General features: G+C 71.2%; 18 protein-coding genes. 6 read left to right on the top strand and 12 right to left on the bottom strand.

All coding sequences use genetic code 11. From position 1 onward, the window contains the following. Window positions 1–214 precede the first annotated feature (214 nt). Both AB0878_RS14700 and AB0878_RS14705 read left to right on the top strand, forming a co-directional pair. Window positions 215–1,885: a hypothetical protein gene (locus AB0878_RS14700; protein WP_366579984.1), complete on the top strand. Its 1,671-nt coding sequence runs from the start codon at window positions 215–217 to the stop codon at window positions 1,883–1,885. A gap of 17 nt (window positions 1,886–1,902) precedes the next feature. Beyond that, the gene (locus AB0878_RS14705) at window positions 1,903–2,580 is read left to right on the top strand and encodes an SDR family oxidoreductase (protein ID WP_366579986.1); all 678 of its coding nucleotides are present in this window, start codon (window positions 1,903–1,905) and stop codon (window positions 2,578–2,580) included. Between the two features lie 4 nt (window positions 2,581–2,584). Here the strand turns inward: AB0878_RS14705 and AB0878_RS14710 are convergent, their stop codons facing one another. Beyond that, window positions 2,585–3,892, bottom strand: a complete 1,308-nt coding sequence (locus AB0878_RS14710; protein ID WP_366579988.1) for an amidohydrolase — start codon at window positions 3,890–3,892, stop codon at window positions 2,585–2,587. Window positions 3,893–3,926: 34 nt separating this feature from the next. Beyond that, complete coding sequence (locus AB0878_RS14715) at window positions 3,927–4,397, bottom strand: hypothetical protein (protein ID WP_366579989.1); 471 nt, start codon at window positions 4,395–4,397, stop codon at window positions 3,927–3,929. A gap of 141 nt (window positions 4,398–4,538) precedes the next feature. On the opposite strand from AB0878_RS14715, the gene AB0878_RS14720 reads away from it, so the two are divergent. Beyond that, window positions 4,539–5,561, top strand: coding sequence for a CHRD domain-containing protein (locus AB0878_RS14720; protein WP_366579991.1), 1,023 nt, complete (start codon window positions 4,539–4,541; stop codon window positions 5,559–5,561). A 61-nt stretch (window positions 5,562–5,622) separates the two neighbouring features. On the opposite strand, the gene AB0878_RS14725 is transcribed toward AB0878_RS14720, so the two are convergent. Together AB0878_RS14725 and AB0878_RS14730 are read right to left on the bottom strand one after the other, a co-directional pair. Continuing rightward, the gene (locus tag AB0878_RS14725; RefSeq protein ID WP_366579993.1) at window positions 5,623–6,276 is read right to left on the bottom strand and encodes a response regulator transcription factor; all 654 of its coding nucleotides are present in this window, start codon (window positions 6,274–6,276) and stop codon (window positions 5,623–5,625) included. Then, complete coding sequence (locus tag AB0878_RS14730; protein WP_366579995.1) at window positions 6,273–8,072, bottom strand: histidine kinase; 1,800 nt, start codon at window positions 8,070–8,072, stop codon at window positions 6,273–6,275. Before AB0878_RS14730 ends, AB0878_RS14725 begins: the two co-directional genes overlap by 4 nt. Window positions 8,073–8,250: 178 nt before the next feature. Between AB0878_RS14730 and AB0878_RS14735 the strand changes: the two genes are divergently transcribed. Next, window positions 8,251–8,961, top strand: coding sequence for an ABC transporter ATP-binding protein (locus tag AB0878_RS14735; RefSeq protein ID WP_366579997.1), 711 nt, complete (start codon window positions 8,251–8,253; stop codon window positions 8,959–8,961). Then, entirely contained in the window at window positions 8,958–11,222 is a 2,265-nt protein-coding gene (locus tag AB0878_RS14740) for an ABC transporter permease (RefSeq protein ID WP_366579998.1), read from the top strand. Before AB0878_RS14735 ends, AB0878_RS14740 begins: the two co-directional genes overlap by 4 nt. 123 nt (window positions 11,223–11,345) lie before the next feature. Here the strand turns inward: AB0878_RS14740 and trmB are convergent, their stop codons facing one another. The 8 genes from trmB to AB0878_RS14780 all read right to left on the bottom strand — a co-directional run bounded on the left by trmB (window position 11,346) and on the right by AB0878_RS14780 (window position 18,549). Continuing rightward, window positions 11,346–12,053, bottom strand: a complete 708-nt coding sequence (gene trmB, locus AB0878_RS14745) for a tRNA (guanosine(46)-N7)-methyltransferase TrmB (protein WP_366580000.1) — start codon at window positions 12,051–12,053, stop codon at window positions 11,346–11,348. A 119-nt stretch (window positions 12,054–12,172) separates the two neighbouring features. After that, window positions 12,173–12,667, bottom strand: a complete 495-nt coding sequence (locus AB0878_RS14750) for a hypothetical protein (RefSeq protein ID WP_220245320.1) — start codon at window positions 12,665–12,667, stop codon at window positions 12,173–12,175. Between the two features lie 284 nt (window positions 12,668–12,951). Beyond that, on the bottom strand, window positions 12,952–13,695 hold the full coding sequence (locus AB0878_RS14755; RefSeq protein ID WP_366580002.1) for a hypothetical protein: 744 nt from the start codon (window positions 13,693–13,695) through the stop codon (window positions 12,952–12,954). After that, window positions 13,692–14,600, bottom strand: coding sequence for an ATP-binding cassette domain-containing protein (locus tag AB0878_RS14760; protein WP_366580004.1), 909 nt, complete (start codon window positions 14,598–14,600; stop codon window positions 13,692–13,694). The genes AB0878_RS14755 and AB0878_RS14760 overlap by 4 nt, the downstream gene beginning before the upstream one ends. Window positions 14,601–14,758: 158 nt before the next feature. Continuing rightward, window positions 14,759–15,511: an ABC transporter permease gene (locus tag AB0878_RS14765; RefSeq protein WP_366580006.1), complete on the bottom strand. Its 753-nt coding sequence runs from the start codon at window positions 15,509–15,511 to the stop codon at window positions 14,759–14,761. Window positions 15,512–15,549: 38 nt separating this feature from the next. After that, a complete protein-coding gene (locus tag AB0878_RS14770) occupies window positions 15,550–16,491 on the bottom strand; it encodes an ABC transporter ATP-binding protein (RefSeq protein ID WP_366580008.1) in 942 nt (313 codons plus the stop codon). A gap of 202 nt (window positions 16,492–16,693) precedes the next feature. Continuing rightward, complete coding sequence (locus AB0878_RS14775) at window positions 16,694–17,350, bottom strand: response regulator transcription factor (protein WP_366580010.1); 657 nt, start codon at window positions 17,348–17,350, stop codon at window positions 16,694–16,696. After that, window positions 17,347–18,549, bottom strand: a complete 1,203-nt coding sequence (locus AB0878_RS14780; RefSeq protein WP_366580535.1) for a histidine kinase — start codon at window positions 18,547–18,549, stop codon at window positions 17,347–17,349. The genes AB0878_RS14775 and AB0878_RS14780 overlap by 4 nt, the downstream gene beginning before the upstream one ends. 200 nt (window positions 18,550–18,749) lie before the next feature. Between AB0878_RS14780 and AB0878_RS14785 the strand changes: the two genes are divergently transcribed. After that, window positions 18,750–20,249, top strand: coding sequence for a dynamin family protein (locus tag AB0878_RS14785; protein WP_366580537.1), 1,500 nt, complete (start codon window positions 18,750–18,752; stop codon window positions 20,247–20,249). The last annotated feature ends 19 nt before the right edge of the window (window positions 20,250–20,268 follow it).

Here is a 20,268-nt window from a genome sequence, read left to right on the forward strand (position 1 = left end):
TCGCAAATCCAGTCCTACCAGCGGCCCCACGCCTCACCTCACGGCAACACGCACCCCCACCTCGCCCTACTGAGAAAACCTCAATGTGGCGTTCGTTGCGTTCAGCGCACCGAACGCCGCATTGGGTGCGTTGAGCGCAACCAACGCCGCATTGGGGCGCTTGCCGTCCAACCCCGGATGCGAGACTGGGAAAAGACCACAGGGGAGAGGGGCCATGACGACAGCCACCACCGCCACGACGAAATCCGTGGCGGCGCCCACGCCGTGGCTCAAGTCCCCGACCACGTGGCTGACTTTCGCGACGCTGGCGCTCTACGCGTACCTCGCCTGGCGCCGCCGCTGGATGTCGGACGACGGGTTGCTCGTCCTGCGCACGGTCCGGCAGATCCTCGCCGGTCACGGGCCCGTGTTCAACGTCGGCGAGCGCGTCGAGGCGAGCACCAGCCCGTTGTGGACCTGGCTGCTGGCCGCGCTCGGCACGATCCCGGGTCCGGCGCTGGAGTGGCTGTCCGTCGTCACCGGCCTGGTCTGCGCCGTCGGCGGGCTGTTCTTCGCGATGGACGGCGCGCGTCGGCTCTACGACAGCCCGGTCGTCCCGGCGGGAGCGCTGATCGTGTGCGCGCTTCCGCCGTTCCGGGACTTCGCGACGTCCGGCCTCGAAACCGGGCTGGCGATGCTGTGGATCGGGCTGACGTGGTGGCTGCTCGTGCGCGGCAAGGCGCCCAAGGCCACGGCGTTCGTCATCGGTCTCGGGGTGCTGGTGCGGCCCGACCTGGCGTTGTTCAGCATCGTCGCGTTCGTCGCGTTGGTCTTGCTGCGCCGCCCGCGCCTGCGTGCCGGCCTCGGCTGGCTGGGCGTCGGGCTCGCGTTGCCGGTGGCGTACCAGGTCTTCCGCATGGGCTACTACGGCCTGCTCGTGCCGAACACGGCGCTGGCCAAGGAAGCGGGCACGAGCAACTGGTCGCGCGGGTTCGACTACCTGCTCGACCTCGTCGACCCGTACTACCTCTGGCTGCCGATCCTGGCGCTGGCGGTCGCAGCGTTCCTGAGCCGGAAGTCGCGGATCCTCACGCTCACGCCGGTGGTGGGTGCGGTGCTGCTGGCCGCGTACGTGGTGCGCGTCGGCGGCGACTTCATGCACGGCCGGATGCTGCTGCCCGCGTTGTTCGCGCTGCTCCTGCCGGTGATGGCGGTGCCGTTGACGCGCAAGACGTTCGCGCTGCTGGCGGGCGTCGCCGTGTGGTCGGTGGCCGCGGCGGGGTGGCTGCGCGTGCCGTACGCGAACGACCACGCGGCCGTCGGCGTCACCGACGAGCGCGCGTACTGGTCGTGGGTCACCGGGCACGAGCACCCGGTATTGGCGTCGGACTTCCTGGGCGAGCCGGTGATGCGCGCGGCCGTCGAGGCCACCGACGCGACGCGCGCGCCGGCCGTGCTTGTGTACAGCTACGGGGAAAAGCGCTGGTACACGTTCCCGACGGACCGCCCGTACGTCACGCTCGCGGCCGACAGCATGGGCGCGATCAGCAACCTGGTGTCGCTCGACGTGCGGGTCCACGACGGCTACGGCCTGGCCAGCGACCTCGGCTCGCACTCCACGTCGATCCCCGGCGGGCGGCCCGGGCACTCGAAGTGGCTCACCGCCGCGTGGGAGATCGCCGACGCCGGCCGCGGCGACGTCGCAACGGACGGGCAGATGCACGTCTTCACCCCGGCCGAGATCGAAGCCGCCCGGCAGGCGCTGCGCTGCCAGGGCGAGCAGGACGTGCTCACCTCGACGCGCAGCCCGTTGACCTTCGGTCGATTCGTCGACAATTTCGCGGGATCTTTCAGCCGTACGGGCATCCGGTTCGACCGCGACCCCCGCGCGGCGGCGTCCTGCTGACGCTTACGGTGGATCGCATGACCGATCTTCCACTCGCCCTGGTCACCGGTGCCTCGCGTGGCATCGGCGCCGCCGTCGCCCACCAGCTCGCCCCGACCCACCGCCTGCTCCTCGGCGGCCGCGACGAGGCCGCGCTCGAGAAGGTGGCCGCCGAGCTGCCGGGCGCCGCGCCGTGGCGCGTCGACCTCACGGACGAGGCTTCGCTGGCGGCCGCCGCTGCGCAGGTCGAGCGCCTCGACGTCCTCGTGCACTCGGCCGGCGCCGCCCGGTTGAACACCGTCGCCGAAGCCACCGCCGAGGACTGGCGCGTGAACTACGAGGTCAACGTCGTCGCCGTCGCCGAGCTCACCCGCCTGCTGCTGCCCGCGCTGCGCGCCGCTCGCGGCCATGTCGTCGTGATCAACTCCGGCTCCGGGCGCACTTCCCGCGCCGGCTGGGGCCCGTACGCTGCGAGCAAGTTCGCCGCCCGCGCCTTCGCCGACGCCCTGCGCGAGGAAGAACCGGACCTGCGCGTCACCACCGTGTACCCGGGCCGCACCGACACCGACATGCAGCGCGCGGTCATCGCCCACGAGGGCGGTGAGTACGACTCGGCGCGCTTCCTCCGCCCCGACTCCGTGGCGACGGCCGTGCTCACCGCGGTGAGCGCGAGCCCGGAAGCGCACCTGACGGAAGTGATCCTGCGCCCGCGCTGACCGATCAGGCGCGCAGTCGCGCAGCGGTGTCGGCGACCGACGCCTGGATCTTCGCGCGGTCCACGCGCGTCGGCTCGGCGTCGGCGACGACCTGCTCGCCCGCGACCCAGACGTCGCGCACGCGGCGGGAACCCGCGGCCCACACGAGGTTGGACAGCAGCTGCTCGTCGGGCACGTCCAGGCCGGCCGCGAAGGCTGGGTCGTCGAGGTCGACGTGGACGAGGTCGGCCCAGCGGCCCGGCTCGAGGGCCCCGATGTCGATGCGGCCCAGCGCGTCGGCGCCGCCACGGGTGGCCATGACGAAGACGTCGGCGGCGGTCAGGACCGTGGAGTCGTCGTTGGCGAGACGGGCGAGCATGGCCGTGAGCTGGAGCTCTTCCCACAGGTCGATGTCGTCGTTCGACGCCGGGCCGTCGGTGCCGAGGCCGACGGCGACGCCGGCCGCGCGCAGGTCCTTGATGCGGGCGATGCCCGACGCGAGCTTCGCGTTCGAGCCCGGGCAGTGGGCCATGCCGACGCCGCGGGCGGCGAAGAGCGCGATGTCCTCGTCGGACAGGTGGATGGAGTGCGCGGCGAGGGTGCGGCCGGCGAACATGCCGAGCGAGTCGAGCAGCGCCGGCACCGAGCCGTACTCCTTGCGCTGGGCGAGGTCCTCGTTCGCGGCCTCCGCCACGTGGATCTGCACCAGCGCGCCGCGCGCGGCCGCCGATTCCGCGGTGGCGCGCAGGCCGTCGGGGTTGAGCATGTACGCCGAGTGCGGGCCGTAGCCCAGCTCGATGCGGTCGCCGGGGCCGAAGCGCAGGCCGTCGGCGTCGATCCAGCGGTCGATGGCCGCCAGCGACGTGCGCCAATCCATGCCCGGCAGCTCCATCACCGGCGGCGCCACGAGCACGCGCCCGCCGGTGGTGAGCACCGCGTCCACGAGCTGCTCGCCCTCGAAGTACATCTCGGCGCTGGTCGTGACGCCGTGGCGCAGCATCTCGACGGACCCCAGCAGCATGCCGGTCCGCACGTCCTCGGGCCGCAGCTTCGCCTCGGTCGGCCAGATGATCTCGCGCAGCCACCGCAGCAGCGGCAGGTCGCCACCCATGCCGCGCAGCAGCGTCATCGGGCTGTGCGCATGGGTGTTCACCAGGCCGGGCAACAGGATCCCGCCGAGCCGCGTCACCTCGCCGGTGAACTCGGGTGCCTCGGCGACCGGGCCCACGAACGTGATCCGGCCGCTGTCGTCGACGTCCACGACGGCGTCGCGCAGCAGCGAGCAGGCGGGATCGGCGGGCAGGACGACGGGCGCGTGGAAACGGTGCGACATGCGGAGATAGTACGGGCGTCCCAGACAGCTGTGGTCAGGGTGTCTTCTTGATCAGCTTCCCGTCGGCCCCGACGACGAACCACAGGTTGTCCACACCCTGGCCGTCGATGTCACCGGGACCCTGGTCGCCGACGTAGTAGTACAGCGGCCACACCCCGTACTTCGCCTGCTCGACACCCGGCGTCCGTTCCGTCGCGGTGAGCAGTTTCTGATCCGCGCCCGCGCCCGCGGTGAAATTCTTGTCGCCGGTCAGCGCGGGCCACGTCGCGAGGCAATCGGACTCGCACGTGCTGGTTCCCGTTTTGTCATCCGCGAAGGCATAAAGGGTCCGACCCTCGGAGTCGGTCAGAATGGGGCCGACGCTGGACTGCCCGATCTTCACGGCGCCCACTGGCGCCGGCGTCGACCCTTCGGGTGCCGAAGCAGATCCGCTGGTCGCGGTGCTTCCGCAGGCAGCGAGGGTGCCGAGCAGGGCGGCACCGGCCAGGACGATCGAGACACGCATGAGAACTCCTCCACCGATTCACGTCGAATTCGCGACGAGACACGGCGGGCGCGGCGAAACGGTTCAATCGAATTTTTCCCTGAACCGCCGAACGCTGGATTCCGTGTCGGCTGCGGAATCCGACGTGAAAGGACGAACCTGATGCGAGCACGAATCGCGGCACTGGCCGCGCTGACCGCCGGCCTCGGCCTGCTCGGCGCCGTCACCGCCACCGCCAGCCCGATGCCCGGCACCCCGACCACACCCGACATGCCCGGCATGAGCGGGATGAACATGGACATGCCCGGGATGGACATGTCCGGCCAGGGCGCCTCGACCCCGGCCAAGGCGCCGGCCAGCCTGTCGACGGCCATCCAGCGTTCCCAGCAGAAGCCGATCTTCCTGCAGGCCAAGCTCACCGGCGCCAACGAGGTCCCGGTGGCCGGCAAGCCCGCCGTGGGCGACCCGAAGGGCAGCGCCACCGGCATCGTCGAGGTGCAGGGCGACAAGGTCACCTACGCGTTCTCGTGGAAGGGCATCAGCGCCCCCACTCTCGGCCACATCCACGAGGGCAAGGCCGGGGTGAACGGTGACGTGAAGGTGCCGCTGTTCGGCACCGCGATGCCCGACACCGTGACCGCGGCCGCCGGCACCGCCACGATCACCGACCAGGCCACGGCCGACGGCCTGCGCAAGAACCCGTCCGGCTTCTACCTCAACCTGCACACCAAGGAGTTCCCCGGCGGCGCCGTCCGCGGGCAGCTCACGCCGCTGCGCTCCTCGGTCGACATGCTGAAGCTGCTGCAGGGCGGTGGCCTGCACGCGTTCATGTCCGGCAACCAGGAGGTCAAGGCCGCCCCCGGCGAGCCGAAGGCCGGTGACCCGAAGGCCAACGCCGTCGGCTTCGTCCGCCCGACCGGCACGCAGGTGCAGTTCTCCTTCGCGTGGTTCGGTTTCCAGCCGACGCTCGCCCACATCCACAAGGGGAACTTCGGCAAGAACGGCGCCGTGGTGGTGCCGCTGATCGGCACGACCGTGCCCGCGGGCGTGTTCGCCGTGTCCGGCACCGCGACCGGTCTCGACTCGGCCCTGGTCAAGGACATCGCGCGGCACCCGCTGTCGTACTACGCGAACCTGCACGACGCCGCCTTCCCCGGTGGCGCCGCGCGCGGCCAGCTTTTCTGATCCAGCACTGAAAACGGGGGCCGGCTCACCAGCCGGCCCCCGTTTTCCTTGGCGAGAAAACTCAGTTCACGACCCCGCTGCGCCAGGCCCAGGCGGCGATCTCCACGCGGTTGCGCGCCCCGACCTTGCCCTGCACCGAAGCCAGGTGGGTCTTCACCGTCGAGAGCGACAAGTACAGCTCCGCGCCGATCTCCGTGTTCGTCAGGCCACGAGCGGCGGCCTTCACCACGTCGAGCTCACGTGCGGTGAGCGGTTCGGACGGCGGCGGCACCTCGCGCTTGTGCCCGTTGGCGCCGTCGAAGTGCTTGAGCAGCCGCACGGTGATCTGGGGCGACACGAGCGCGTCGCCGCGTTCGGCCGCGCGGATGGCCTCGATCAGCAGCGCCGGGCCGGCGTCCTTGAGCAGGAAGCCGCTCGCGCCGTTGCGCAGCGCGGTGTGCACGTACTCGTCGAGGTCGAACGTGGTCACGACCACGACCTTCAGCGGGTCGGTGACGTCCGGGCCGGCGAGCTGCCGCGTGACCTCGAGGCCGTCGAGGCCCGGCATGCGGATGTCGAGCAGGCAGACGTCCGGGCGCAGCTCGCGCGCCTTGGTGACGGCCGAGACGCCGTCGGCGACGTCGGCCACCACCTCGATGTCGTCCTGCGCGTCCAGGATCATGCGGAACCCCATCCGCACCATCTCCTGGTCGTCCGCGATCAGAACCCGGATCACCCGTCATCCCCGTTCGCCTCGAGTGGCAGCCAAGCTTCCACGCGCCAGCCGCCGTCGGGCCCGCGCCCGGCCGTGAGCCGGCCGTGCAGCAGGGCGACGCGCTCGCGCATGCCGACCAGACCGTAGCCGCCCGACCCGCCGGCCGGTCGGTGAGCCTTCTCCCGGCCGTCGTCACGCACCGACAGGTGCAGCTCGCGGCCGGTGACCTCGGCGTGGACCAGCGCTTCGGTCGCGTCGGCGGCGTGCTTGCCGACGTTGGTGAGCGACTCCTGCACCAGCCGCAGCGCCGAGCGTCCGACCTCGTGCGGCAGGTCCGGCGGCAGGTCCAGCACCAGCGTGGTCTTCACGCCGTGGTTGGCGCCGTCGACGAGCTTGCGCAGGTCGGCGGCCAGATCCGTGGTGGCCTGCTCGCTCAGGTCGCTCGCGCCGGCGGGCGCGTCGCCGCGCATGCTGCGCACGAGCCGGCGCATCGCCGCGAGCGCTTCCGTGCCGGCGTCCTCGATGCGGCCCATCGCCTCGAGCGCGAGCTGCGGGTTCTTCTCGCCCATCATCCGCGCGGCCTGGGCCTGCACGACGATGCCGGTGACGTGGTGGGCCACCACGTCGTGCAGCTCGCGCGCGAGCGCCATCCGCTCGGTGGTCTGGGCGTCGGTGACCGCGGCCTTCATCACCTGCGTGCGCTCGGAGTCGCGGGACCGCAGGAACATCCCGACCGCGATGGAGATGCCGAGCACCAGGCCCGCGCCCACCGCGAACGAGCCGATCTCCTGCGGATCGGTAAGCGGGGAGAAGCTCGACCGGCGCGTGTTGAGGATGGTCCCGACGGCCACCACGGCCGACAGCACGGCGATGCGCGGCCACGCCTTCACCAGCGGCACGGCGCGGACCAGGTTCACCACCACGCCGATCCCGGCCGCCATCTGCGCCGGCGGGATTCCACCCGCCAGCTGGTAGTCGTAGCCGAGTTTCAGGAACGGCATGACCAGCGCGGACAGCAGCATCAGCCCGGCCACGCCGAGCATCGCGTCGCCCGGCCGCCGGGGCGAAAGCACTGCCACCACCGCGGCGCCGATCGAGCAGAACAGCACCGGGAAGCCCGATGCCCCGCCGTCGTAGGTGAACCCGAACTCGAACAGCAGCGTGATCGCGAGCGCGCCGATCAGCGGCCACTGCCCCATCGCCAGCGCGTTGACGCGGCGCAGCTTGCGCAGCCGCTGCTCGCGGACTTCGCGCCGTCCGTCCGACTGCGTGCGGCCCGCCACCCCGATCACGACGGCCGCGGTGAGCAGGGTGGCGCCGAACAGCATCGCGGACACGATCGTGGAGGACGAGACGTCGCCGTAGGTGTAGCGCCCGAACACTGCGATCAGCGCGCCGACCACGAGCGACGAGATCGCCGCGAACGCGACTCCGGGGCGGGCTCGGCGGGCGAGGTAGTAGACCATCTCCGTGCCCGCCACCACGTCGGTGATCGAGAGGTTCGCGAGCACGCTCGAATACGCCGGCGTATGCAGGTAGCGCTGGAAGATCGTGAAGAACGCGAGCGCGAAGGCCGCGACCATCGCCGCCACTGCCGCGCGCCGGCGGGCCCAGATGGCGCATCCCGCCATCGCGAAGATGCCGGGGAACAAGGCGAAGTCGACGAACTTGGGGCCGTGGTTGTCCAGCGCCGCGTCGGTCACGAACACCAGGTCGAACAGGAGCGCCGCGAGCAGCACCACCACGGGCATGCCGAGGCGGCGCACGACCTCGGTCACGCGCGTGGAAAAGGAGGAAGACGGCGGAGCTTGGGACACAACCGAACGGTAGAGGATCTCGGGCCGCGCGCACCTTGGCCAGGTGGTTCGAGCCGCATCGGCCGATCGGCCGATGCGGGTGATCGCCGGACTGGCCGTCTGCCCGAAGTGGACACCGGCCCCGATCCGTGAAGGTGGTTCCCGACAAGCCGATGATCAACGAGGGAGAAGCACCCGGATGAGCAATCCACAGTGGACTTCCGGCCCGGTGCTGTCGGGGCGGGGGCTGGTGAAGCGGTACGGCGGGCAGTACGCGCTGGCCGGTATCGACATCGACATCCAGCCCGGCGACGCGGTGGCCATCGTGGGGCCGTCCGGGTCGGGCAAGACGTCGCTGCTGCACGTGCTCGCGGGCATCCTCCGCGCCGACGGCGGCGAGATCCACCTGATGGGCCGGCGCATCGACAACCTGAACGAGAAGAAGCGCAGCGAGCTGCGGCGCACGGAGTTCGGGTTCGTCTTCCAGTCCGGGATGCTCGTGTCCGAGCTGACGGCCGAGGAGAACGTGGCGCTGCCGTCGCTGCTCGCGGGCAAGGCCCGGCGGGAGTCGATCGCCGCGGGCCGCGAGTGGCTGGCGCGCCTCGGCCTCGCCGGCAAGGAGCAGCGTCGTCCGGGTGAGCTCTCCGGTGGTGAGGCCCAGCGCGTGGCCATCGCCCGGGCGCTCACGCACCGGCCGAAGGTGATCTTCGCCGACGAGCCCACCGGCGCCCTCGACACGCGGACCGGCCGCGAGACCATGCAGGCGCTGCTCGGTGCCGCGCAGGAGTCCGGCGCCGCCGTGATCGTCGTGACCCACGACCGCGAGCTCGCCGAGTCGATGCCGAAGACCGTGGCCATCCGCGACGGCCTCATCGCGGCGGCGTCTCAGCAAAAGAGGTTGGCGGTATGAACTCGCTCCAGCTCGCCCTGCGCGTGCTCCGCGTCGACCGGCGGACCCGCACCTCCGCGATCCTCACCGCGGTCGGCGTCGCCGTCGCGACCGGGCTCGTGCTGCTGCTCGCGTCACTGCCCTTCGCGACGCAGGTGCGCGAACAGCGCGGCATCTGGCAGTCGTACTACAACTTCGACACCAGCGGCACGCCCGTCATGCTCGTCACCGGGGCCAAGGACTACTTCCACGGCCAGGAGATCATCCGCGTCGACGTCGCGGCCACCGGCAACACGGCCGGGGTGAAGCTGCCGGCCGGGATCCCGAAGCTGCCCGGACCGGGCGAGACGCTCGTGTCGCCCGCGCTGGGCCGGCTGCTGAACAACACGCCGGCCAACCAGCTCGGCGACCGGTTCGGCAAGCCCGTCGCCGCGCTGGGCGACGAGGCGCTGAAGTACCCGGAACAGCTCGTGGCGCTCGTCGGCCACAGCGAGCAGGAGCTCAGTGCGACGGAGGCCGAACGCGCGACGGAGGCCGTCGCGCAGCCGGTGAGCGCGTTCCCGGACCAGAAGGCGAAGGCGGATCCGCTGCTGACGCTGCTGGCTTGGGTCGGCATCATCGTGCTGCTCGTGCCGAGCCTGGTGCTCGTCGCGTCGTCGGCGCGGCTGACCGCGGCCCGGCGTGAACGCCGGCTCGCCGCGATCCGCCTGGCCGGTGCGACGCCGGGGCAGGTCACGTCCATGGTCGCCGGGGAAACGATCCTGTCCGCGGGCGTCGGGGCCCTGCTCGGCCTGGGGATCAGTCCGGCGCTGCACGGCCTGGCGAGTTTCGTCCCGTGGGACGGCGGCACGTGGCTGGCCACGGACTTCACGCTGCCGATCCCGCTCGCGGTGTTCATCGTGATCGCCATCCCGGCGCTCGTGGTGCTGGCCGGCGTGCTCGGCCTGCGGCGCGTGCTGCGCAACCCGCTCTTCGCGACCGGCGGCCACACGGTGAAGCCGCTGCGCTGGTGGCGCCTGCTCGTGCTGCCGGTGGCGGGCCTGTTCTTCCTCTACGCCGTGGTCGGCTCCCGGGACGGCGGCTCGGCCGACATGGTGCTGGTCGGACTGTTCCTGCTGATCGCGTCGGCGATCGTGGTCGGTCCGTGGGTGACCTCGGCGGTCGGCGGTACGTTCGTGCGGGGCTGGCGCGGACCGTCGGCGCTGCTGGCCGGGCGCAGGCTGCGTGACGACCCGAAGGGCGCCTACCGCGCCACGGCGGGCATCGTGCTCGCGGTGTTCACCGGCTCGATGGCGCTCACGCTGCTGCCGTCGTTCGAGTCGCTCGCCGGTGGCGGGCGGACGTACGCCGACTCGGTGCTCTACGCCGACAGCACCCCGGACAAGGCCGCGGCCGTCGTGGACCACGCCAACTCGACACTGGCCCGCTACGGCCAGCAGGAACGCGCGATCGCCGTGGGCCAGGTGTACCTCGTGCAGGGCACCGGCAACGAGCGGTCGTACCAGCGGGCACTGGTGATGTCCTGCGCCGACGCGGCCCGGCTCACCCGGCTGGGGATCACCGCGGCCGACTGCAAGCCCGGCGTCGGGCTGTATGCGCCGTACGAGCTGAACCCCGCCGAGTACCACGTGGTCGGCGACCCCGAGCCCAGCGACCCGGGCCAGCCGCTCGGCTCGGTGCCGGTCGGGACGTTCAAGATGAGCGACAACGTGAGCAGCTCCTACCTGCTCGACCCGGCGGCAGTGCCGGCCGGCGTGAAGCTCGGCGCGGCCACCGTGATCGCCCCGACGACGGACGCCGACCGCGAGATCGTCCGCACCGCCCTGGCCTCGGCCGCGACGGGCGCGGAGGTCGGCAGCCGCGACCAGTACCTCTACGACCAGCAGACGCAGCTCTCGGACCTGCGCCGGGTGACCGTGATCGGCCTGGTGGCCGCCGGCATCCTCGCCGGCTGCAGCGCGGCCGTCGCCACGGCCGGCTCGATCATGGACCGGCGCCGGACGTTCGGGGCTCTGATGGCGGCCGGCACCCCGGTGAAGGTGCTGTCGAGGGCGCTGCGCATGGAGACGGCGCTGCCCGCGCTGGTCGCGACGATCGGCGCCGGCGTGGTCGGCATCCTCGTCGGGATCGGGCTGTTCAGCACGGCCGGAGAGGGCGGCGTCGTGTTCAGCCCGTGGATCTTCGCCCCGGTCGTGCTCGGCGTCGGGGTGGCGCTGCTCGGAGCCTCGATCTGCACGCCCGCCCTGCGGCGCGTGCAGGCGGAACCGCTGGCCGACGAGTAGCGGGCGGTCCGCCCTTCACGGGGTGGGGCGGACGCTGGGGGTGAAAAAGGGGGAGAAAAGGGCCGCTGCCGGGGGTGGGAACCCGGCAGCGGCCCTTTTCGAAGACCTTTTTACGACAAATTGTCAGCGTTTCTCGAAAATGAGGTCGTGTGACACGCGGCCTTCGGCGTCGGCGCGCTGTTCGAACTTCGTCCGCGGCCGCCATTCGGGCCTCGGTGCCCAGCCGCCCGGTTCGTCCGCGTAGCGGTTGCGCAATGCGGGCTCGGCTGAACACACTTCCAGCATCTGCTCTGCGTAGTGCTCCCAGTCGGTGGCGAGGTGGAAGGTGCCGCCCTGCGCGAGCCGCGACGCGACGAGAGCCACGAAGTCCGGCTGCACGATCCGGCGCTTGTGGTGGCGCTTCTTCGGCCACGGGTCCGGGAAGTACAGCCGCACGCCGGCGAGCGCACCGGGCTTGACGTGCTCGGTCAGCAGCACCACCGCGTCGCCGTGCATCAGCCGCAGGTTCTCGACGCCGAGCTTCTCCGCGCGCAGCATCAGCTGGCCCAGGCCGGGGTCGTAGACCTCGGCGGCCACGTAGTTGAGCTCGGGCGCGGCCGCCGCGAGCTGCGACGTCGTCTCGCCCATGCCGGAGCCGATCTCCAGCATCACCGGCGCCTCGCGGCCGAACCACTCGGCGAAGTCGACGGGTCCGGCCGGCAGGTCGGCGACCGTGCGGCCCAGCTGCGGCCAAAGTTCGTCCCAGGCACGCTGCTGGCCGACGGTCATCCGGCCGCCGCGGTTGACAAAGCTGACCACGCTGCGCAGCCGGGGCTGGTCCTCGTTCTCCACCCCGACAAGATACTGATCCGGCCAAAAGCAGGCCGACGCCCACGCGGCACGTACGGTTGCAACGAAGCCATTCGGCGTGACTGTGGTCGGTTCAGTATCCCTCGGCGCAGCCGGGCGGGTCAGCGGACCGCTTCGAACTCCCCGAGCCGGGAGCGCAGGCCGGCGAGCCCGGACACGGCGATCGGGTGCGGCGTCGTGCCCGTGTGGGCGGGCAGCACGTCGATCCAGCCGGGATGGCGATCGGTGTTCAGCACGGTCGTCGGGACGGAGTGCCCGGACTTCCCGCGCTCGGACGGCATGAACTCCCAATAGCCCGATTCGCCGTCGGCGGCCCAGGGCACGAACTCCCAGCCGGAGCGGCGGGAAAGCAGTTGCTGGATGCGGTCTTCGATGCGGAACCCGAGCTCACGCGACTCGAGCCGGCCGCTCGCGACGGCGCGCAGCCACCACGGCGCGGGCAGCGGACCCTGCATGCCGCTGGCTCTCCGGTAGAGGGCGAGCACCAGGTCTTCGGCCGCGCGGTGCACCCACGCCTGGCGCAGGTCGCCGGGTTTCATCGCGGGCTGCGCGAACCGGGGCAGCTCGATCGCCTGCGACCATTCGAGGTCCAGCATCGGTTCGAGCCGGGGTTGGGGCGCCGCTTCGTTGTGGCTTTGGGAGGCCGCTTCGGTGCGGGCCGAGGGAATGGGACTCATGAGCCCCTGACCAGCGTCCACCGTCAAGGTTCACCTCCGGGGAGCTGAGACGGACGAGCACGCTCTTGATCTCGAATATCCTGGGGACTTTGCCAGTATGTCCGCTCCCTGTGAGAGAAGCCACAACGACTTAACGCGGTCTTAATCCGTTTGCCTCGTGGACACCTGTTCTGCACGTGCAGATTAACGCGAATGTGCTCTCGTCAGGCGTCGCGGCGGTTCGCGGTCACCACGCCGGCGACGAAGAACGCGAGACAAATGCCGCCGAAATACGCGAGGTAGCCCCACGGGCCGAAAGCGGGCGTCACGTTCAGCGCCGCTTGCGTGAAATCCCCACCGGCGAACTGCCCGGCCGCGAAGAACGGCAGCCACGGGTAGACGTCGGGGCCGACGCGCGGGATCAGCAGCACCAGCCCCTCCACGAGCTGGGTCCAGACGAGCACGAGCGTCAACGCGAGCGCGGTGCTCCGCAGCAGCAGCCCGACGCCGACGCCGAGCAGCCCGGTGAGCGCGAAGGTCACCGTCTGCCCGAGCACCAGCCGCCAGTCGCCCGCGGAGTGCAACGCGAGGTCCGCGTCGGGGCGGATCAGCGCCGCGATGCCCCACGAGCCCACGCCCGCGAGCAGCCCGAGCACCGCGCAGACGACCAGGACCACGGCGCCCTTGGCCAAGAGCGCGGGCACGCGCGTCGGCACGGCCTGGAACGTCAGCCGGAGCGTGCCCCAGCTCGTGTCGGAGGTCGCGGCGAGCACGGCCAGCACCAGCGCGACCGTGCGGCCGATGCCGGTGGCGAGCTGGGTGTTGCCGACGCTCGCGGTGACCTCCGAACCGGCGAGCGCGAAGAACAACGTCGTGAACGCCAGCGGCGCGAGCACCGAGAGCGCGCCGCACCACCAGGGCGCGCGGGTGGAGAAGAGCTTGATCCGTTCGGCCCGCAGCACGTTCACCGGGCACCTCCGCTCGTGAACTCGGCCGTCTGGCCCGTCAGCTCCAGGTATGCCTGCTCCAGCGACCCGGCCAGCGGGCTCAGCTCGTGGAGGGTGGCACCGACCGTGAACGCGACCTCACCCACGGTGTCGCTGTCCACTTCGGACACCACGAGCGCATCGCCCTCGTCGGTGAACGTGATCCCGCGCTCGGTCAGCGCGGTGCGCAGGGCGCCGGCCTGGGGCGTGCGCACGCGGACACCGCGGGAGCCGGCGCGGTGGACGAAGTCGGCCATGGTGCCCTGGTAGGTGAGCCGCCCGCGGCCGATCACCACGAGGTCCTGCGCCGTCTGCTCCATCTCCGGCAGCAGGTGGCTCGACACGAACACGGTGCGTCCGTCGGCGGCCAGCGAGTGCATCAGCTGCCGGACCCACAGCACGCCTTCGGGGTCGAGACCGTTCACGGGCTCGTCGAACAGCAGCACCTTCGGGTCGCCCAGCAGCGCGGTCGCGATGCCGAGGCGCTGCAGCATGCCGAGGGAGAACTCGCCCGCGCGTTTCTTCGCGACGGACCCGAGGCCGACGAGGTCGAGCACCTCGCCCACGCGCCGCTCGGGCAGGCCGTTGGTCGCGGCGAGCCAGCGCAGGTGCTGCCGGGCGCTGCGGCCGGGGTGGCGCCAGGTCGCGTCGAGCAGGGCGCCGACCGTCCGGAGTGGATCAGCCAGCTGCCGGTAGGGCTTGCCGTCGATGTGCGCGGTGCCGGCCGTGGGCGTGTCGAGACCGAGCAGCAGCCGCATCGTCGTCGACTTGCCGGCGCCGTTCGGGCCGAGGAAGCCGGTGACGCGGCCCGCTTCGGCGGTGAAGGTGAGGTCGTCGACGGCCAGGGTTTCGCCGTAGGACTTGGTCAGCCCGTGGGTCTCCAGCACGCGGGCACCCTACCGAGCCGAGCGCGTGCCGAAAACGAAAAGATCCGGGTCGCCCCCCGAATTGGCGACCCGGATCTTTCTTCTATCCCCTTTTCCCCCGTTCAGCCGGTTTCGGCCCCCGCCGCTTCCGCCCGAACGTCCCTGTGGTGGGTCTTTCGTCAGGCGTCGCGCTTCTTCGCGACGCCGATCGCGATGGCCAGGAGCACGATCGCGATGCCCGCGAAGTAGGCCAGCGACCAGCCCTGCGAGAGCACTGCGTCGGACTGCGGCGGGCCGCCCCGCGTCGCCCCGCCGCCACCGCGGAGGAACTTCTCCGCGACGTTGAACGGCAGCCATTCGTGGATCTTCGGGCCGACGGTCGGGATCAGCTGGACCAGGCTTTCCACGGCCAGCACGTAGATCAGCAGCAGCGCGATCGCGCCGGCGCTGTGGCGGATCAGGATGCCGACCGCCACCGCGATCACCGCGGCGAAGGCGAAGAGCACGCCGACGCCGGCCACGTTGATCCACTCGGCCGAGGTGTCGAGCGCCAGTGCGTCCGACGGGCGGATGGCGTAGCCCAGTGCCCAGGCGCCGAATGCGCCGACCTCACCGATCACGAGCGAAAGCAGCGCGACGACAGTGGCCTTGGCGATGAGCACCGACGTGCGGCCCGGCACGGCCTGGAACGTGGTGCGGATGGTGCCGAAGCGGTACTCGGTGGTCACCGAGAGCGCCGCCAGCACCATGATCACGGCGATGCCGAACTGGTAACCGAACTGGGTCGTCGCGACGTCGATGGTCTCGTCGCTCGACGCCGCGCTCGCCACGAGCGCGGAGAAGCCGGCGGTGAGGATGATGGCGATGAGAGCGCACCACCACGGTGAGCGGGTGGTGAACAGCTTGATGCGTTCGACCGCGAGCAGAGTCATGGTTCTTTTCCCCGGAATCCTTGTCGTACGAGTGGTCGTCAGCGGGCGGTGGGCTGAAGGGCTTGCTGCGCCTCGGCCTCGAGCCCGGTGTGGTACTCGACGGAGTCGCCGGTGATCTGCATGAAGGCCTGTTCGAGCGAACCGGTCTGCGGGCTCAGCTCGTGGAGCACGACGTTCGCGGAAGCCGCGAGCTCGCCGATCTTGGCACTGTCCATCCCGGACACGATGAGCGCTTCACCCGAGTCGGTCACCTGGGCGCTGGCGCGCACCAGCGCCTCGCGCAGCACGGGCAGCTGCGGCGAGCGCACCTTCACGGTGTTCTCGGCGGCGCGCGCCACGAACTCCTCGGTGGACGACTGCGCGATCAGCTGACCCTTGCCGATCACCACGAGCTCGCTCGCGGTCAGCGCCATCTCCGAGAGCAGGTGGCTCGACACGAACACCGTGCGGCCGTCGTCGGCCAGGCGGTGCATGAACTTGCGGATCCAGAGGATGCCCTCGGGGTCGAGGCCGTTCACCGGTTCGTCGAACAGGAGCACCTCCGGGTCGCCCAGCAGCGCGCCCGCGATCCCCAGCCGCTGCGACATGCCGAGCGAGAACCCGCCGGCGCGCTTGCCGGCCACGCTGGTGAGACCGACGACGTCGAGCACTTCGTCCACACGCGACGCCGGGATGCGGTTGGACTTCGCCATCCACGTCAGGTGCGCGCGGGCCGAGCGGTTGGGGTGCACCCACTTCGCGTCGAGCAGCGCGCCGACGGTGCGCAGCGGGTCCTTCAGCTCGTGGTACTTCTTGCCCCCGATGCGGACCTCGCCGCCCGTGGGGTTGTCCAGCCCCAGGATCATGCGCATGGTGGTGGACTTGCCGGCGCCGTTCGGGCCCAGGAAGCCGGTGACCTTCCCCGTGGCCACGCTGAACGACAGGTTGTTCACCGCCAGCGTGTTCCCGTAACGCTTGGTGAGACCTGATGCCTCGATCATTCCTGCTCCCTCGTTGACGGCTGTGCCGCTGTACCCGCAACATCGTGACCGAGCGAGACCGGTCTTCGCGTCATCCTGTGGGTCGAACTCGTCACCCGACCTGAGTAGTACCCAACCGCTCCGGCGGTGGATGTGCGATCGGTGAAACCCCTGAGACGACCCTGAACTTCAGCGTCCGAAATGGATCAAGTGGATCAAGACCTCAGCCGAGGCCGGGGCGCGCGAGGCCGGTCTCGTAGGCCAGCACCACGGCCTGCACGCGGTCGCGCAGGTCGAGTTTCGCCAGGATACGGCCCACGTGCGTCTTCACGGTGGCTTCGGAGAGGAAGAGGGTTTCCGCGATTTCGAGGTTGGACATGCCCTTCGCGATGAGCACGAGGACTTCGCGCTCGCGGTCGGTCAGCACGTCGAGCTCGCTCGCGTCGCGCACCGGGGAGCCGCCGGCGCCCACGAAGCGGTCGAGCAGCCGCTTGGTCACCGAGGGTGACACCACGGCGTCGCCCGAAGCCACCGACCGCAAAGCCGACACGAGGTGGTCCGGTGGCGTGTCCTTGAGCAGGAAACCCGACGCGCCGCCCTGCAGGGCCGCGTAGACGTACTCGTCGAGGTCGAAGGTGGTCATCACGAGCACCCGCGCGGTCCCTGCGGCCACGATCTGCTTCGTGGCCTCCACCCCGTCGAGCACCGGCATGCGCACGTCCATGAGCACGACGTCGGGCCGCAGCTCGTCGGCCAGCCGGATGGCCTGCGCGCCGTCGCCGGCCTCGCCCACCACGTCGATGTCGGACTGCGCGCCCAGCACCATGCGGAAGCCGACGCGCATCAGTTCCTGGTCGTCCACGACCACCACTTTGATCACGGCGCCAACCTAACGGGCAGCACGGCCCGCACCTGCCACCCACCGGCGGGCGCGGGGCCCACCTCCAGCGTTCCGCCGTACACGTTCGCGCGCTCCCGCATCCCGATCAGCCCGTTGCCGCCCGCGACCTGCAGCCGTGGGGTCTTCTTCGACGGCGCCGCGGCACCCACCGTCACCTGTTCGAGCTGGCGAGCGCGGCCGGCGCCGTCGTCGCGGACGAGCACCTCGACCACGTCGCCGGTCTTGCTGTCACCCTTGCGGTGCACGTGGACCTCGGCCCGCGCACCCGTGCCGGCGTGCTTGAGCGTGTTCGTGAGCGACTCCTGCACGATGCGGTAGACGCCGAGGGAGACGCCGGCGGGCAGGTCGGCGAGGCCTTCGCCCACTTCGAGGTCGACAGGCACGCCCGCGCCGCGCATGCGTTCGGCCAGCTCGCTCAGCGCGTTGGCGTCGGGCTGCGGCACGCGGGGCTCGCCGTCGCCGTGGTCGCCGCGCAGCACCTCGAGCAGCCGGCGCAGCTCGCCGAGGGCGCCGCGGCCGGTTTCGGAGATCGTGTGCAGCGCGCGCCCGGCCAGCTCCGGGTTCGTGGGCAACGCGAGCGCCGCGCCGTCGGCCTGCACCACCATCACGCTCACGGAGTGGGCGACCACGTCGTGCAGCTCGCGCGCGATGCGGCCGCGTTCCTCGGCCACGGCGATGCGCGTGGCCTGGTCGCGTTCGGTCTCCAGCAGGTGCAGGCGGGCTTCCACTTCCAGCTGGTACGCGCGCCGCGCCCCGACGAACTCGCCGAGCGTCCAGCACAGCGCGATGCCGAAGGCGGTGAACAGCGCGTTGCCCAGCCACGGGGTCGACTTGTCGGTGAACACCTCGACCCCGGTCATCAGCACGAGCGCGCCGACGTAGATCAGCCCCTGCTTGCGCCCGATGTAGACGAGGATCGAGTACAGGCTCATCGCCAGCGCCGCGACGGAGGAGAAGCCGAGCGACAGCGCCGCGTGCGCGATGGCGACGAAGTACACGACGTAGGCCGAGGCCAGCGGTTTCTTCCGCCGGAACACGAGTGGCGCCACCATCGCGATGTCGATCGGCAGCGAGATGAACCACGGTGGCGGGTGGTTCTCGGTGCCGACGGTGCCGCCGACGAACAGCATGAAGTCGATGAACAGCAGGACCACGGCGAGCAACGTGTCCCCCGCCATGGGGTGGGCACGCATCCAGAGGCTCAGCCGTCGCACCCGACAAGATTAGGTCGGCACTCGGGCACGCCGCGTCATCCTCGGGTAGCACTGTCGGTAGCACTCGCGGCGACGTGGCATGGCACGATTTCCCGGCGAGAGCAGCCGGGCGAGAGGGGACTGGGGCCGTGACGGAGCCGGGGCGCCTCGCGGGCCCGCTGTCGATGTCGGTCGCCAACCTGTGCCACCGGCTCGCCTCGCAGGTCTCGCCACGTACGGCCGCCGGGTTCGCCGAGGTGCAGCGCCGGCTCGCCGCGCCGCTGCAGGTGGCTGTGGCCGGGCGGATCAAGTCGGGCAAGTCCACGCTGGTCAACGCGTTGATCGGCCGCCGGGTCGCGCCCACCGACGTCGGTGAGTGCACGCGTCTGGTCACGCGCTTCCAGTACGGCACGGTCGACCGGGTCGAGGTCGTGTTCACCGACGGCACCAAACAGGTGCTGCCGTTCGCCGCCGACGGGTCGATCCCGGCCGAGCTGGGCGTGGACATCAAGAAGGTCTCGCACCTCGAGGCCTACCTGACCAACGCGGTGCTGCAGGGCATGACCGTGATCGACACTCCGGGCCTGGGCTCGCTCGACGCCGCGTCCGTCTCGCGCACGGAGCAGCTGCTGGGTGCCGCGCAGGAGGACACCGGTTCGGACCACCTCGACGACACGTCCCGCAACGCCGTCGCCGGCGCCGAAGCCGTGCTCTACGTGGTGACGCAGGGCGTGCGCGCCGACGACCAGCAGGCGCTCGCCGCGTTCACCGCCGCCACCGCGAGCCGCGAGGCGGGCCCGGTGAACGCGATCGCCGTGCTGAACAAGGCGGACACGATCGTCGCGGAGACCGTCGAGGGGTCGGGTGGCGACATCTGGCTGGCGGCGAAGTTGCTGGCGGAGAAGCAGGCGAGCACGCTCAAGCCGCGCGTGGCCGACGTGCTGCCGGTGATCGGCCTGATCGCCGAGTCCGCCGAATCGGGCGGCTTCACCTCGGCCGATGCCGACGCGCTGCACCAGCTCGCCGACCTCGAAGACGACGTCCTCGAGACCATGTTGATCTCGGCCGACATCTTCACCAGCTGGGAGTGCGACGTCCCCGCCGGCGTCCGCCTGCGGCTGCTGGAGAAGCTCGACCTCTACGGCGTCCGCCGCGCCGTCGACGCGATCCGCGCCGAGCCCGCCATCACCGCCGGCGCGCTGCGGAGGGTGCTGCTCGACGCGTCGGGACTCGACGCCGTGCGGCAGCGCCTGGCCGTCGTCTTCGCCGCGCGCGCCGACGGGATCAAGGCGGCCGCGGCGCTCGCGTCGGTGACCGCGCTGGCCCACGCGTCGGGCGATCCCGGCGAACGCCAGCGTGTGCACGACGCGATCGAAGTCCTGCTCGCGAAGCCGGAGGCGCACCAGCTGCGGCTGCTGGAAGCGTTGACGCTCGTGGCCTCCGGAGCCGTCGACATGCCGGAGGACCTCGCCGAAGAGGTGCTGCGCGTCGGCAGCAACGCCGATCTCGGCGCGCAGCTCGGCCTTCCCGGCGCCGCCCGGCCGGAACTGGCGGCGCACGCTCTCGAACGCGCGGGCTGGTGGCGCTCCTTTGCCTCGTTCGGCGCAACGCCCGCGCAGAGCCGCGTGGCGCACGTCGTCCACCGCGCCTATTTCCTGATCTGGCAACAGATCCGCATGCCCTAGGTTTGTCGCCGTTCACGCG

Origin of the sequence: Amycolatopsis sp. NPDC047767, from assembly GCF_040704195.1 — a bacterium.
In the GTDB taxonomy this organism is placed as follows: domain Bacteria; phylum Actinomycetota; class Actinomycetes; order Mycobacteriales; family Pseudonocardiaceae; genus Amycolatopsis.

What these genes read in the sequence shown, in the direction of transcription:
- AB0878_RS14765 (WP_366580006.1), bottom strand. Translation starts at nt 15,511, where the DNA reads ATGACTCTGCTCGCGGTCGAACGCATCAAGCTGTTCACCACCCGCTCA.
- AB0878_RS14750 (WP_220245320.1), bottom strand. Translation starts at nt 12,667, where the DNA reads ATGCTGGACCTCGAATGGTCGCAGGCGATCGAGCTGCCCCGGTTCGCG.
- AB0878_RS14705 (WP_366579986.1), top strand. Translation starts at nt 1,903, where the DNA reads ATGACCGATCTTCCACTCGCCCTGGTCACCGGTGCCTCGCGTGGCATC.
- AB0878_RS14710 (WP_366579988.1), bottom strand. Translation starts at nt 3,892, where the DNA reads ATGTCGCACCGTTTCCACGCGCCCGTCGTCCTGCCCGCCGATCCCGCC.
- AB0878_RS14785 (WP_366580537.1), top strand. Translation starts at nt 18,750, where the DNA reads ATGTCGGTCGCCAACCTGTGCCACCGGCTCGCCTCGCAGGTCTCGCCA.
- AB0878_RS14715 (WP_366579989.1), bottom strand. Translation starts at nt 4,397, where the DNA reads ATGCGTGTCTCGATCGTCCTGGCCGGTGCCGCCCTGCTCGGCACCCTC.
- AB0878_RS14740 (WP_366579998.1), top strand. Translation starts at nt 8,958, where the DNA reads ATGAACTCGCTCCAGCTCGCCCTGCGCGTGCTCCGCGTCGACCGGCGG.
- AB0878_RS14700 (WP_366579984.1), top strand. Translation starts at nt 215, where the DNA reads ATGACGACAGCCACCACCGCCACGACGAAATCCGTGGCGGCGCCCACG.
- AB0878_RS14770 (WP_366580008.1), bottom strand. Translation starts at nt 16,491, where the DNA reads ATGATCGAGGCATCAGGTCTCACCAAGCGTTACGGGAACACGCTGGCG.
- AB0878_RS14720 (WP_366579991.1), top strand. Translation starts at nt 4,539, where the DNA reads ATGCGAGCACGAATCGCGGCACTGGCCGCGCTGACCGCCGGCCTCGGC.
- AB0878_RS14780 (WP_366580535.1), bottom strand. Translation starts at nt 18,549, where the DNA reads ATGGCGGGGGACACGTTGCTCGCCGTGGTCCTGCTGTTCATCGACTTC.
- AB0878_RS14735 (WP_366579997.1), top strand. Translation starts at nt 8,251, where the DNA reads ATGAGCAATCCACAGTGGACTTCCGGCCCGGTGCTGTCGGGGCGGGGG.